The sequence below is a fragment of the Amaricoccus tamworthensis genome, assembly GCF_049800875.1.
GTDB classification, from domain to species: Bacteria; Pseudomonadota; Alphaproteobacteria; order Rhodobacterales; family Rhodobacteraceae; genus Amaricoccus; species Amaricoccus tamworthensis.
This window is the reverse complement of record NZ_JBNAFV010000004.1, coordinates 192306-206615: the sequence shown is the minus strand read 5'-3', so window position 1 is coordinate 206615 and position 14310 is coordinate 192306. Positions and strand designations below refer to the sequence as shown.

Here is a 14310-nt window from a genome sequence, read left to right as displayed (position 1 = left end):
GTCCAAATGCATCTGATCCTAGACGAAAAGTGTATCCTCGACCACGAAGTTGAGATCCTCGGGGGCAAGGTCTTGGCCGACCAGTTTGAGTTTGTCGCGGTCGCCGTGGAACGTGACCGTGACGCCGATCCATGTATCCTCGATCTTCTTCACGGAGGTGCCGTCGGTCAGGACAAGCGTATCCTCGTCGTCATCGTAATCGCGGACGACATCGATCTCGCGGCGGCGGTTTTGGGTCTCGGCACCAAAGACGAACTCATCCGCTCCGCCACGGCCACGCATGACGTCGAGATAGCCCGCGCCGCTGACGATGCGGTCGTCGCCATCGGTGCCCTTGAGCCAGTTGCTGAAGCGGTTGCCCTCAATGAGGTTGATGTCATTCTCAAACCCGAAGGCCACGATGACCGGGTCATGGTCCGAGTTCCGGGCCGCGTTCTCCCCGTTGTAGATGTCGGGGTTGCGGGTGCCAAACTCGAAACCGCCATCATTGCTCCGGATGGAGAGTTCGTAGTCGATGGCGTCAGCCTCGTCGGCGTTGATGTGCCATTCGGTTACGCCCGCGATGTCATCCAACAGATCACCACTGCCCATCACATAGTCCAGCGTTCCGGTCTGGCCGTCAAAGACATAGGACCGGGCGTCAGAGCCGAGCGCGTCATAGGCGATGTCGGAATAGCCTTGGTCGCGCAGCGCGTTGATCGGGTCTTCCTGGGCGTAGGAGTTCAGATCACCCACGATCAGGATGTTGTTTGAGCCCGAGCCGGTCGGGTCCGTGGCGAGATGATCGGCCAGGTATTCGGCCGCCGCCTCACGGGTGCCGTTGTTGTTGCCCGCGCCGTCGCCCTGATCCTCGTCCACGGCCAGTCCGGAGAGCGAGCCCTTGGATTTCAGGTGGTTGACAGAGACGGTTACGACCTCACCGCTTTCGACATGCTCAAATGTCTGGGTGACCGCCGGACGGTTCAGATCTCCACCGGAAGACAGGGGATCGGTGAAGGCGCTGTCGTCGAGAATATCCACGTCGCCGAGCGGGTTAGCCGTTTCAGTTTTGTAGATCAGGGCATTGGTGATGGCGTCTCCGCCGACCTGGCCCGTGTAGATGTAACCGTAGACATCCGATCCAAGCTCGGCGTTGACGGCATCCACAAGGGTTGCCAGCGGGGCGGAGGTGACGTCGTTCTCGATCTCCAGAAGGCCGACAACATCCGCTTCCATTGCAACGATGGCGTTGACGATTTTGGCTTCCTGGCGGACGAGTTCCTCTGCGGTGTTGGCACCGCGCGGCCCCTGGCCGGTAGTCGTGGAGTTGGAGCCGTCATTGAGCGTGGTGAAGTAGTTCAGCACGTTCAGGCTCGCGACCTTGAAGTTCCCGCCGAGATCCTCCGGCGCTTCCTCGCGGGGATTGGTGTTGGCGTAGTCGCCGGTGGCATCCTGAAGGCGGAACTCGTCGAAGGAGTAATCCACGACGCCCGTGAGGTTGGTCAGGGTGTCGCCCATCCGGAAATCGTCACCGGCATCGAGGATGCCATTGTCGCCGTCGATGATTTCGATGGGATCGGAGTAGCTGTCGGACGATCCGTCATCAATGACGAGGGACCGGGCGGCGTTGTCCTGCAGGTGCTGGTCGTAGCCATCGGCATCCGGGGCGTTGTTCTGGGTGAACTGTTCAAGCTGTCCGCCGGAGGTGACGGTGTACTGTCCGAAGCGGTCGAGGTTGAACATCTCGGTCACCGACATTTCGGTCGGGACCGTGATCATCATGCTCTCATAGGCTTCAAGATCGACCACGTAGTTGCCGTCGTCATCGAGCATCACGCCGGTGGTTGGGAAATTGACCTCGACAGCCTCCGGAATGTCGTTGCCGGAGCTGACAACCGTCACTTCGGTGGGTGTCAGCTGCGTCAGGCCAAAGTATTCCGAAACCTCACCGGTGACGCGAACGAGGTCGCCGGCCATCACGTCCTCGGCGGAGTAGATGAAGAGACCCTCGGAGGACCAGACATCGGCATCCCAGTCGCTTTCCTCTTCCATGACGTAGAAGCCGGTGTAGTCCGGGATCGCCGTCACGACAGCCTCAATCGTCACGGTCATGCCGCTGAAGGGGGAGACGTCGTCAACGCCGACCTGTGCAAATTCAGGTAGAGCGGAGAAGTCGGTGGAGCCCTGAATGTCGGAAATCAGGGTCAGTTCCGGTGTCTCGACCGGGACCGTGATCTCATGGAAGGTCAGCGTTTCCGAGACCTCGCTGGCAACGGCCAAGATCGGGGTGCCGGTGGGGCTGTCCCCGGCGGAGATGAATTTCAGCCCTTCAGGTGCGATGTCCCCCTCGGTGCGGACATAGGTCACAAGTTCGGAGTTTTCCGGCTCGGAGATGTCATAGACCATGACGCCGCCGACGCGCTCAAGTCCGACGAAGGCAAAGGTGCGGCCCTCAACCTCGCCGACCACGACACCCTCGGGCTCAGCGCCCTTGTTGTCGGACCGGCCATCGAAGGTGTCAGCGTCGCCTTCTGAATTGTGCAGTTCGGCGAAGTCGGCTGCGATTTTTTGGGCGAACTGGTCGCCGCTGTCGAAGACCTGGTTTCCGTCCGCATCCCAGATCGAGAAGGAGCGGGCGCCGTAGACATAGAGCTCATCAAAATCGCCATCGCCATCCGTATCGCCGTCAATGGTCGAGGCCTGGAGACGGCCAATGCCCTCGTCGGTCTGGAGCGTTGCGGCGTCGGGGAAGGCATCCGGATCGAGAACCAGATCCTCAATACGCTCGTCCTCATCACGGGCGTCGCCCTCGTTGGCGGTGACGTAGTAGGTCTGACCATTGGCAGTGTAGGACGCGATGGCGTCGGGCATGTAGAGGCCCTTGACCGGCGCGGTGACGATGTTGATCGCTTCGTCCGTGTCGGACGTGTCGAGGCCGTTGCCGGGCAGGCTGTGGTCCTTCGCGCCGAGGGGCTGAATGTCCTCGAGGTCAATGGTGCCGGGCTGCGTGATGTCGTCGATTACAGCGACCGCGTTGGCCTCCTGCACGGTGATGAAGGCGGTTTTGCCCTCGATCGTGATGTATTCCGGTTCGAGATCGGCAGCGGCCGACCCTGTTCCGCTGTCGAAGACGCGCACACCCTTGGCGGCAAGCGCGTCGAATGTCACGTCTGCACCGAAGCTGAAGGTGTTGACGGTGGAGGCGGAGAAGTCGGACGTGTTGAGCGTGATGACCGAGATGCTGCCTTCCGGATCGACACCGTCATCGGCCTCGCCTTCATTCGCGACCACGGCATGGGTGCCGGTTTCATCGAAGGTGACCATATCGGGCAGGGCGCCCACGGTGACGCTTCCGAGGAAAGCGGAGGTTTCGGTGTCGTAGAAGAAGACCGCGCCCGGGGCCTGCTCGTTGTCGCCGGGGACGGCGGCGGCGAGGATGCCGTTTTTGACAGAGACGGAGGTGACGGCCGCGTCCGTCGCGCCATCAACGGTCGGGTCGATCAGTTCGATTTCAGAGAGGCTGGACGGATCGGAGGCGTCAACGACCTGAATGCCGTCGCCGGACGAGATGAAGGCGCGATCCGAGGTCGGATCGAAATCAACGATTTCCGCACCGCTGGACAGGGAGAGCGTGTTGAGCGCGGTGAGTTCGAGCGGGAACGGTTCGGGAAGCTCTTCGCCGCCACTGCCGTTATGGGAGCCGAGGTCGTCGAAACTGTCCTGGTCGGTGCTGGTCCATTCATTCGCGAGGCTGGAGAGATCGGAGCCGAAGCCGTCGGGATTGCCTTCGGTGATGCCCTCATTGCGGATAAGTGTGTTGTCACGGCTGCTGTTGCCGCCGCTGGTCCAGGAGGAACCGGGATCGACGAAACCGGCACCATCGTCGGGCGTTCCGATCATGTCGATGACAGTCGCGCCACCGGCGATGCTGGTGCCGCCCGTCAGGAGCAGCAGGTGATCGTCGCCGTTGTGGGACAGGGTCCCGGAGGTCAAATCAGCCACGTCGAGAATTGCGGCATCGGCTATGGGGTTTGCCACAACGAACACGGCACCGGCGGCGAGCGTGCCGCTCAGGGTGATTGTGGCCTCAACATCGGTGCCACCATTCGAGATGCGGCCGATATTGTAGTCGGCGAGATCAATCTCAGCGCCGGTATTGTTGAAAATCTCAACGGCCTTGTTGTTGCTGGAACCTTCGACGTATTCGGAGAAGAACACGCCGCCGGCGGAGCTGTCGTCGTCGATGACGGTGTCATCGGCGAAGGCAAGGTTCTGCATCCGCGTGTCGCCGACACGATCGGTATCGGCCTCGCTGTAGGGATTGTCCGCGTCGAAATTTGCGGCGAGGTATTCGGCCAGCGCGTCCTGCTCGGAGCCGTCCGGTGCAAAATCGGCGAGGCCTGTGCGGGGGTCGGATTCCTCCCGGTCCAGGTCAATGCGGTTCACGCGGGCCGCAATGTCGGCGTCGTAATTCGGGTCGGTTGGGTCGGTCACCGGGAAGGGGTAGCCGTCGCCGCCGCTTGCCAGGAAGCCGAGTGTCACGATGCGCACCTCTGCGGAGCCGTCGCCCTGAAGCACGCCATCACGCAGCAGAACGTCGATGTCGTTGCCCTCCGCATCCGTGATGGCGGCGTTCACGAGGCGGGAGCCGGGATCAGCGGTCAGATCGAAGCTGAACTGCACGCCTGAAACCTGGGGGAAGCGGCCCTGGGTGTTGGTGTCGTCAGGGGAGGAGGCCTCAAGGCCGTATTCGAGAATATCCACCAGTTCGGCGCGGGTCAGGGTTACCAGCGACAGGCCGTTGTTGAATGACAACGCATTGGAAATTGCCGTTTGGCTGATGCCGCCGTCGGGACGACCGGTCAGCTCATTGCCTTCGGGCGGCAGGAAGGACGGTTCGGTGTCGCCGGGCAGAACGGTGGTTTCGCCGATATCGTTGCGGACGCCGCCGCCGTTTTTGATAGAGACCAGCACGGAGCCATCGGTTTCCAGGGCCAGCGCGAGGTTGGCATCGGCGGTCAGGTTGCCAAGATTGGTTTCCTGGATGCGGACCGACTCGCGGGTGCCGTTGAGGAAGACCTCGGTGATGCCGAAATAGTTGCCGTCCTGGGCGATGATTTCAGCCTCAAGCTTTTCGACGATCTCCTCAATCTCCGGGTCGATGAGGTCCTCGCCGCCAACTGCGGCCAGACCGGCCTCATCGGTGGCATAAGCGCCGGAAACGGTTTCATCGTAGCTTTCGGCGATGACGTTGCCGTCCGCGTCAAAATCGAGCACGAGGCGGCCGACATATTTGTAGTTGCCGTCCGTGTTGACCAGCGCGACGTCATTGCCATCCGCGTCCTTCAGGAAGGTCGGGTACTGGCCCTGGTCGCTGTCATCGGTGCGGGGCGTGTCGTTGTCATCGAAGAGACGGGTATTGGAGCCGCCTGCCACCACGATATCGACACCGGACAGGCGCGTGGCGAGTTCCTGTTCGATGGAAATCTGCTGCATGTGGGCGAGCAGAACGACCTTGTTCATGTCGGGATTGTCGGCGAGCAGGCTGTCGACCTCGCCCTGGATGATGGCGGCCAGCGCATCGAGTTCGGCGTCGCTGGGGTCGCCGCCGAATTCGGTCGGGAGAATGGTCATGTCACCTGGGGAGGAAATCGACCCGAGTGTGGGTGTGGTCGCACCGATGACGCCGACCTTTTCAGCGTCACTGCCGGTTTCGATTACTACGGAAGAGGTGACGGTATTGGCCAGCGGGCTGCCACCACCGGCGACTTCCAACGGCGCCAGATTGGCATCGGTGGAGTAGTCGAGGTTTGTGGAGAGATAGGGGAAAAGGGCACCCTCATAACCGGTCGTGGCGTCGGCAGCGATCAAACCGGCCAGTGCCGCGGTGCCCTTGTCAAATTCATGGTTGCCGAGCGCGACGGCCTGAACGCCGAGTTCGTTCTGGATCATGATATCCGCGCGCCCCTCGCCACCATAGGTGTTGAAGGAGGCGGAGAAGAACACACCGGGGATGAAAGCGTCACCGGATGACAGGATCAGCGTGTTGTCGGCCTCGCCGTCATCGCCGATGTCCTCGGCCTCGAGAGCGTTGAGGACACCGGAAAAGCGGGGGGCGTCCTCAAGGGCGTCGAGGTTGCCTTCCTGATCCGCGAAATGAAACAGTTCGAGAGTAAAATCACCCGTATCCGCCGCCGCATTGCCAGGCGTGCCCCCCGTCAGTTCCGAAAAATCGTCCTCAGCCACATCAAAATCAGTCGTGGAACCGTCGTTCAGCATTGGGCATCCTCTCCCGTTATTCACCCGGCAGTTTTTGCCCGGGCACACCAGCAACAGTCTGTTAACGATTCAGTATGACCGAATTGTAACAGCAGTTTTGCGGTTTTTGGTTGGGGTTGGACGGCGTGCGCGTCGGTTGAGCGGTTTCCCGCGCGTTCTACCGTAATGCGGTAAGGGACGATGAGGCGGAATCCGTGGGCGGTTTCTGCAACATCTGGTTAAACTATCGGGGGTTTTTTGGCTCCGGCGGTAGGGTTCGAACCTACGACCAATTGATTAACAGTCAACTGCTCTACCACTGAGCTACGCCGGAACATCTGAAGTGGGGGCGCTATAGCAAAGGCTTTCGGGGGCGTCCAGAAGTTTTCAAAGGAAAATTTCGGGTTTTTGACATTTCCTGGTTTCGCGCCCGCCGGGGTGGGCGCGGCATCGGGATGGCGGCGGTTTTTGTGCCGGTCAGCACGGCCAGAGCGTCGTTGCCCATAACGTCGGCAAAGGCCGCGTCAGTGGTGCACAGACCGCCGGTAAAGGCCCCAAAGGCGGGCAGGATCAGCCGACTGCCGTCCACGAGGAAGCAGGGGCGGGAAATGCCCACGCCGCGCAACCTGAGTCGGGCTTTGGGGTGGTAGTGGCCGGAAATCTCCCCAACACCATCCGGCTCGGCAATGTGCCGGAAGACAAGGCCATTCAGATGATGTTCGGCACAATGGGTTCCGGGCAGGGTGACCGGCCCGGGATCGTGGTTGCCGGTAATCCAGATCCAGTTTCGGCCCGCCATCATGGCCAGCAGGCGTTCGGTATTGGCCTCACCCAGCGCACCTGCGCTTTCCAGATCATCAAAGCTGTCTCCGAGGCAGACCACGTTGCGCGGCTCCAGGGCGTCGATCTCGCGGGACAGGCGGTCGAGGGTCTCGGAGGTCTCATAGGGAGGCAGAAGGCTGCCGCCACGGCGGGCCATGCGTTCGGATTTCCCAAGGTGCAGGTCCGCGACGCAGAGCAGGCTTTCGCCTTCCCACCAGAGCGAGCCGGTCGGGTTCAGGGAGAGATTTGCGTTATGGAACAGAAGCGGCCAGTGCGACATGGGGTTGGGATGTCACGACGCCATGACGGGTGCAAGAGGCTCCCCACGTCATGCCGCCGGTACGGCCAGCCCGGCCTCCGCGAGAAGTTCCTCGACGGCCTGATCCTCGAGCTTCTGACGGCCGCTGCCGCGGATTGGGACCTTGCCGACCTCGAGCAGCAGGGGCGCGGCCAATGGGGTCAGGTGAGGGGCATGGACCATGTCAATGCGCCCCTCGACACGCGACAGCATGTCTTCGATCCGGCCGTAATCGACCAGACCGCGCGCGGCCTCATCGCGGGTGATACGCATCAAAAGATGATCGGGGTCGTATTTCAGCAGGGTGTCGTAGAGAATGTCGGAGGAGAATGTCGCCTGCCGCCCGGTTTTGCGCTGGCCGGGCATGTTGCGTTCGATAAGCCCGGCCACGGTTGCCACATTGCGGAAGGTGCGTTTCATCACGGCATTGCTGGCGAGCCAGCCGTCGAGACCGGCACGGAGATCATCCGCGGTGAGCATTGCCGCGGGATTGGTGACAGGCTGCAGCCCCCAGATCAGCAGCGCGTAGTCGTTGGAAACAAAGCCAAGCGGGTCGAGGCCCGCTTCCTCCATGCGGCGGGTCAGAAGCAGACCCAGGGTCTGGTGAGCATTGCGACCGGCGAAACCGTAGACGCAAATATGGGCCCGGTCCTGACGTTGAAAGGTCTCGACCAGCAGGCGGCCGGGTGTTGGCAGGCGGCTGATGTGGTTTTGCAGGTCGAGCCAGTCCCCGATGTAGCCGGGCATTGATTTCCATCGACCGGGGGCGTCGAGGATGCCGATCACCCGTTCCGAGAGCTTGGTGGACGTGGCGAGTTTGGTGCCCATGAACACGGCGATACGCGGCTCGCGTGTGGGCTGGCGGCTGACCTGCACCACCATTTCGCGGAGGTTTTCGAATTTGACGGTCTGGCCCCCAATGAGAAAGGTATCGCCCGGGACAAGACTTGCGGCGAAGGATTCCTCGACCTCTCCGAGGGGTGTGCCACCTCCGCCACGAAGCCGCACGGGGAGGGTTTCGGTGCCGACGATGGTGCCAACATTCATGCGCAGGTTGCGGGCGCTGCGGGGGTCGCGGAGATGATAGAGACCGTCCCGCTCAACCAGCCGGCGCCACCGGTCATAGGCCTTGAGCGCGTAGCCTCCGGTCGCACAGAATTCCAGACAGTCGTCAAATTCCGCACGGCTGATCCCGGCATATGGTCCGGCCGTGCGCACTTCCGCGAACAGCGCGTCCGGGTCCACCGGGCCGGAACAGGCCATAAGAAGAATGTGCTGGCAGAGCACGTCGAGACCGCCGGCACGGCCGGTGTCTCCGTCCAGATCATGCTCCGCGACCGCATCCAGCGCCGCCCGGCATTCCAGAACCTCAAACCGGTTGGCGGGAACCAGCACGGCGCGGGAGGGCGCGTTGTAGGTGTGGTTGGCACGGCCAATGCGCTGGACCAGGCGTTTGACATTCTTGGGCGCACCGACCTGGATGACGAGGTCAACATTGCCCCAGTCGATGCCGAGATCGAGGCTGCCGGTGCAGACGATGGCCCGCATCTCACCCGCAACCATGGCCTGCTCGACCTTCAGCCTGGCCTCCCGCGACAGTGAGCCGTGGTGGAGGCCGATGGGCAGGTTTTTGGAATTCACAGCCCAGATCGCCTGGAAGAACAGTTCCGCCTGGGCGCGGGTGTTTATAAAAATGAGGGTGGTGTTGGCATTTTCTACCAGGTCCATGACAGCCCGCGCCGCATGACGCCCGCCCATGCCCGACCAGGGTGGCAGCTCAGCGGTCTCGAGCATGGCGATTTGCGGTTCCGGACCAGGATCGGCCAGCAGGACACGCGAGCCATGGCCCAGCACGCCGGCCAGCGCCGGGGGATCCTCGACCGTCGCGGACAGGCCGACGCGGCGCATGTGGGGCGAGATTGTCTGGAGGCGGGAGAGACACAGCATCAGCTGGTCTCCCCGTTTGGATTCCGCAAGCGCATGTATCTCGTCCACCACGACCCGTTGCACACCACCGAAGATCGCCGGGGCTTTGGGGTAGGAGAGCATCAGGGCAAGCGATTCCGGCGTGGTCAGCAGAATATGGGGCGGATCGACCCTCTGGCGTGCTTTTTGCGTGGCTTTTGTGTCGCCGGTTCGGTCCTCGACGCGAATGGTCAGCCCCATGTCATTGATGGGAGTGGAAAGGTTGCGGCGAATGTCGGTGGCCAGCGCCTTGAGTGGCGAGACATAGACCGTGTGGAGGCCTGGCTCCGGATTTTCGCCAAGTTCCGCCAGGGTGGGCAAAAAACCCGCGAGGGTTTTGCCGCCACCTGTGGGCGCGATCAGCAGCATGCCGGGGTCGTCACGGCGCTCATAGAGGTCAAGCTGATGCCTGTGTGGTGTCCATCCGCGATCCGCGAACCAGCGGGTCAGGTGTTGGGGCAGGCGGGTCGCGTCGCTTGGCTGGTCAATCGGCATTTACAGAGATTAGGTACGGTGGCCCGCGTCCTCAAGAGACGGATGTTGCGCATGTGTGCAATGGGGGCTTTGCAATCCCCGGGAACCCGGTCTATCAGGCGGGGACTGCCGCAGTGGAGTATCCCCGTATGATCCTTTATCCAGCCATTGACCTTAAGGATGGCAACTGTGTTCGCCTGTTGCGTGGTGAAATGAGTGAGGCCACGGTTTTCGGCGATGATCCCGCGGCTCAGGCCCGCGCCTTCGAGGCGGCCGGGTGTCAGTGGCTCCATATGGTGGATCTGAACGGGGCCTTCGCGGGCGAGCCGGTCAACGGTGCGGCGGTTGACGCAATTCTTGGCGCGATTTCGATCCCGGCGCAGCTGGGCGGCGGTATCCGCAACCGGGAGACCGTGGAAAGCTGGCTCGAAAAGGGCCTGGCGCGGGTGATCCTCGGCACGGCGGCGCTGCGCGATCCGGATCTGGTGCGTGAATGCGCCAAAGCCCATCCTGGCAAAATCGCGGTGGGGATTGATGCCCGCGGCGGGAAGGTTGCCGTTGAGGGCTGGGCGGAGACGAGTGAGACCATGGCGGTCGACCTCGCGAAACGCTTTGAGGATGCCGGTGTGGCTGCAATCATTTACACTGATATTGAGCGCGACGGCGCAATGCAGGGACCAAACGTGGCGGCGACTGCGGATCTTGCGAATGCCGTTGGTATCCCCGTGATCGCCTCGGGCGGTGTGTCGTCGATGGATGACCTGCGGAAACTCAAGGAAAGCGGTGCGCCGCTCGATGGGGCCATTTCCGGGCGGGCGCTCTACGAGGGCGCGCTTGATCCGGGCGAAGCCGCGAAATTTTTGGCGGAATGACGGGAGACCGTGGATGCTGAAGGTACGTGTCATACCCTGTCTCGACGTCAAGAACGGGCGTGTGGTCAAGGGGGTCAACTTCGTTGATCTGATCGACGCCGGCGATCCGGTGGAGGCCGCCAAGGCTTATGACGCGGCCGGGGCGGATGAGCTCTGTTTTCTGGATATTTCGGCCTCGCAGGAAAACCGCGGCACGCTGCTCGACCTGGCGCTGCGCACGGCGGAGCAGTGTTTCATGCCCCTGACCGTTGGTGGGGGTGTGCGCACGCCCGCGGATGTGCGGGCTCTGCTGCTTGCCGGTGCGGACAAGGTAAGCTTCAACACCGCGGCGGTGAACAATCCGGATGTTGTGGCCGATGCGGCAAACAAGTTTGGCAACCAGTGCATCGTGGTTGCGATTGATGCCAAGACCGTCGCGCCGGGGAAATGGGAAATTTTCACCCATGGCGGCACGAAGGGCACCGGGATCGATGCGGTTGAATTCGCGAAGGGCATGGAAGCGCGTGGTGCGGGAGAGATCCTTCTGACCTCGATGGACCGGGACGGGACCAAATCAGGTTACAACCTGCCCCTGACGCGGGCGGTGTCGGATGCGGTGCGTATTCCGGTAATCGCGTCCGGTGGGGTTGGGACGCTTGACCACCTTGTCGAGGGTGTGACGGAAGGTCACGCCTCCGCGGTGCTTGCGGCATCCATTTTTCACTTTGGCACCCACACCATTGGCGAGGCCAAATCGGTGATGGCGGAGGCGGGCATTCCCGTGAGACTGACATGAGTGACGTACTGGAGCGGCTGTTTGCAACCATTGAGGCCCGTGCCGGAGGCGATGCTGGCAAATCCCATACGGCAGCAATGCTCGCCAGGGGACCGGCGAAATGTGCCGAGAAGTTCGGTGAGGAAGCCGTCGAGGCCATTGTCTCCGCGGCCCAGGGTGACCGCGAGGGGCTGGTGAGCGAGGCCGCGGACGTGCTCTACCACCTTCAGGTGATGCTGAAGTCGGGAAATGTCTCGTGGGGCGACGTTCTGTCGGAGCTTGAACGCCGGGAAGGGCGCTCGGGCATCGAGGAGAAGGCCTCGCGCGTTTAAGTTCATCCGGCGGTGAAATCGTCATTGCAGCGCAATTCGACCTGTCCTATAGACGTCCCGCACGATGTGCCTGATACGGTCCGTTAGCTCAGCTGGATAGAGCGCCGCCCTCCGAAGGCGGAGGCCAGAGGTTCGAATCCTCTACGGACCGCCATTATCATCCATTGGTTCTCAGCTTTATTCACTGTTTGTGATCCGTTAGCGAACTCAAGCTACCGGCAATGCTTGACGTCACCACAGGTCGTGCAGTCACGAATTACCGGTTCACTTGGAGCAGAACCTTCTGAGGATCCATTCCTACTCTTCGGTTTTCCACTCAGTTCACCCTTCGCCAGTCCCAGGGCATGTCGAAATCAGTGGCCCAAATGCCGCGTCCGGCGCGACGTGCCTCGGTTTCGGCGCTGACATAACGGCGGGTGTACTGGCGGTAGGCGACGGCGTGACCGGACCGGACCATCATCTCGTTTAAATCCGTGCCGTCCTGGTAGCAGTAGGCCAGCATGCGTCCGTAGCGGTCATATCCCTGACTGGCGCACTGGACCGGCTGCCAGCCGATCTCGCTGCGCAGATGCGAAGCCGCAATGCGCCCACAGCGTTCGGTTTTGCCGTCACGGTCGCAGGTCTGACCGTATTCGGGAGCGTCAATTCCCTCGAGACGAATTCTCTGCCCCCGGATCTCCAGACTGTCTCCATCCTGCACCGAGGCGCGGCCGATGATGCAGTCATCTCCAAAGTCAGGCGCGGTTGTCGGCTGCGTGGCGCAGCCCGCAGCGACGGAGAGCCAAAACATGGATGCTGCGACCCTAATGCCTTTTCCCCTCAAGGTTGCCTCCGGCTCATAATTGGATCGTAAAATAACTGTTCGTCCTGTTTATCCAGACGCCCCAAAAGTGTTGAGGATGCGCGCAAAAGTCCGGTGTCGCATCGGAGCGGACCATCCGCGTACCATTTCCCTGGATGCCGAAAATTGCGGGAAATCCAACCACCAACGGACGCTGACAAGATACTCGTTTGTTCTCAATATTTTACCCTTGTTTCATCGCACAACACTTCAGGTTCAGCCACAAAACCGAAACAGTTGACTCCGTCGATGCGAAACGGAATTGTCGTGCAATCGAAAGGATCTACCAAAAAAATCGGGAAGGTCGCGAAACTGTCATCAATCTGACACATTCAGATGGAATTAGACGCACCTGCCGAAACTACGACCCGGAAAGGGAGCAAAAAATGAAACTGATCACCCTGCTTGCAGCAGGACTTGCCGGCACGGCCGGTGCAGCCAGCGCACAGACCGAAATTCACTGGTGGCACGCCATGAGCGGCCATCTTGGCGAGGTCGTCGAGGAAATCGCCGCGCGCTATAATGACAGCCAGGACGAATACACGCTGATCCCCACCTACAAGGGTGGTTACGAGGACACGATGACCGCCGGTATCGCGGCGTTCCGTGCAGGCGAACAGCCGAACCTCATCCAGATTTTTGACGCCGGTGCGGCAACGATCATCAACGCTCCCGGCGCGACCATTCCGGTTGCGGACCTGATGGCCGAGCATGGTGACGGTTTCGACCCGACCGACTACATCGAGGGTGTCCGCTATTTCTACGCCGACAGCGACGGCAAGATGATCGGCATGCCGTTCAACTCCTCCACGCCGCTCCTGTACTACAACAAGGACGCTCTGGCGGAAGCGGGCTTCGATGCTCCGCCGTCAACCTGGGAAGAGTTTGAGGAAATGGCTCCGGCCATCAAGGAGGCCGGCTACGAGGCCCTGGCCCAGAGCCACAGCCCCTGGATCTTCGCCGAGAACTTCCACAGCCGTCACAACATCCAGATGGCAACGGAAAACAACGGCTACGATTCCACGGATGTTGAGATCCTCTACAACAATCCCGACCTGAAAATGCACTGGACCAAGGTCAAGGAATGGCTCGACAACGGCTGGTATGGTTTCTACGGCCGTGAGTGGGGCGACAACCAGGATGCGTTTGTCCAGAAAAAAGCCGCCATGTGGCTGGGCTCCTCCGGCTCGTTTGGTGGCCTGCAGGCCAGCGCCGATTTTGAGTTCGGTGCGGCTTACCTGCCTTACTGGACCTCGATCACCGAGGAGCCCTATGGCACGTTCATCGGTGGTGCGGCACTCTTCACCCTGTCGGGCAAAAGCGACGAGGAAAATGCCGGTGTTGCCGACTTCCTCGACTTCCTGACCAGCCCGGACATGCAGTACTACTGGCACAAGGAAACCGGTTACGTGCCGATCACGTCCGCAGCCTATGAACTCGCAAAATCCGACGGTTACTACGAAACCACTCCGGATGCGGAAATTGGCATTCTTCAGCTGACACAGCCGGGTGGCGAATGGACCAAGGGTTACCGTCTTGGCTACTACGTTCAGATCCGCGAAGTGATGTACAAGGAGTTTGACAACATCTTCTCCGGTCAGTCTTCCGTGGACGAGGCGTTTGAGGCCATCGAATCCGAGAGCAACGATCTGCTCGAGCGTTTCAACGCAACCTATCAGTAATCCCTTTCCGGCCGCCGGGCATTTGTTCCGGCG

Annotated in this window: 8 protein-coding genes and 2 tRNA genes; 5 read left to right on the top strand and 5 right to left on the bottom strand. The window is 61.2% G+C overall.

Annotated features, from left to right (window positions below):
• Positions 1–18: 18 nt before the first annotated feature.
• The 4 genes from ACP15P_RS09955 to ACP15P_RS09940 all read right to left on the bottom strand — a co-directional run bounded on the left by ACP15P_RS09955 (position 19) and on the right by ACP15P_RS09940 (position 9817).
• Complete coding sequence (locus ACP15P_RS09955) at positions 19–6258, bottom strand: ExeM/NucH family extracellular endonuclease (RefSeq protein ID WP_424928298.1); 6240 nt, start codon at positions 6256–6258, stop codon at positions 19–21.
• A gap of 238 nt (positions 6259–6496) precedes the next feature.
• Positions 6497–6571: transfer RNA gene (locus ACP15P_RS09950), tRNA-Asn, on the bottom strand.
• Between the two features lie 18 nt (positions 6572–6589).
• Positions 6590–7339, bottom strand: coding sequence for a ligase-associated DNA damage response endonuclease PdeM (gene pdeM, locus ACP15P_RS09945; RefSeq protein ID WP_424928297.1), 750 nt, complete (start codon positions 7337–7339; stop codon positions 6590–6592).
• 48 nt (positions 7340–7387) lie between these two features.
• Positions 7388–9817 (bottom strand): ligase-associated DNA damage response DEXH box helicase, encoded by a 2430-nt coding sequence (locus ACP15P_RS09940; protein WP_424928296.1) that lies wholly within the window; start codon positions 9815–9817, stop codon positions 7388–7390.
• A 128-nt stretch (positions 9818–9945) separates the two neighbouring features.
• Here ACP15P_RS09940 and hisA point away from each other — a divergent pair, with 128 nt between their 5' ends.
• The 4 genes from hisA to ACP15P_RS09920 all read left to right on the top strand — a co-directional run bounded on the left by hisA (position 9946) and on the right by ACP15P_RS09920 (position 11908).
• The gene (gene hisA, locus ACP15P_RS09935; protein ID WP_424928295.1) at positions 9946–10668 is read left to right on the top strand and encodes a 1-(5-phosphoribosyl)-5-[(5-phosphoribosylamino)methylideneamino]imidazole-4-carboxamide isomerase; all 723 of its coding nucleotides are present in this window, start codon (positions 9946–9948) and stop codon (positions 10666–10668) included.
• A 13-nt stretch (positions 10669–10681) separates the two neighbouring features.
• Positions 10682–11443 carry an imidazole glycerol phosphate synthase subunit HisF gene (hisF, locus tag ACP15P_RS09930; RefSeq protein ID WP_424928294.1) on the top strand — a complete coding sequence of 254 codons (762 nt, stop codon included), beginning with the start codon at positions 10682–10684 and terminating at the stop codon, positions 11441–11443.
• On the top strand, positions 11440–11754 hold the full coding sequence (locus ACP15P_RS09925) for a phosphoribosyl-ATP diphosphatase (protein ID WP_424928293.1): 315 nt from the start codon (positions 11440–11442) through the stop codon (positions 11752–11754). The genes hisF and ACP15P_RS09925 overlap by 4 nt, the downstream gene beginning before the upstream one ends.
• A gap of 77 nt (positions 11755–11831) precedes the next feature.
• Positions 11832–11908, top strand: a tRNA-Arg gene (locus ACP15P_RS09920).
• Positions 11909–12070: 162 nt separating this feature from the next.
• Here the strand turns inward: ACP15P_RS09920 and ACP15P_RS09915 are convergent.
• Positions 12071–12544 carry a thermonuclease family protein gene (locus tag ACP15P_RS09915; RefSeq protein ID WP_424928292.1) on the bottom strand — a complete coding sequence of 158 codons (474 nt, stop codon included), beginning with the start codon at positions 12542–12544 and terminating at the stop codon, positions 12071–12073.
• A 437-nt stretch (positions 12545–12981) separates the two neighbouring features.
• On the opposite strand from ACP15P_RS09915, the gene ACP15P_RS09910 reads away from it, so the two are divergent.
• A complete protein-coding gene (locus tag ACP15P_RS09910; RefSeq protein ID WP_424928291.1) occupies positions 12982–14277 on the top strand; it encodes an extracellular solute-binding protein in 1296 nt (431 codons plus the stop codon).
• Positions 14278–14310 lie beyond the last annotated feature (33 nt).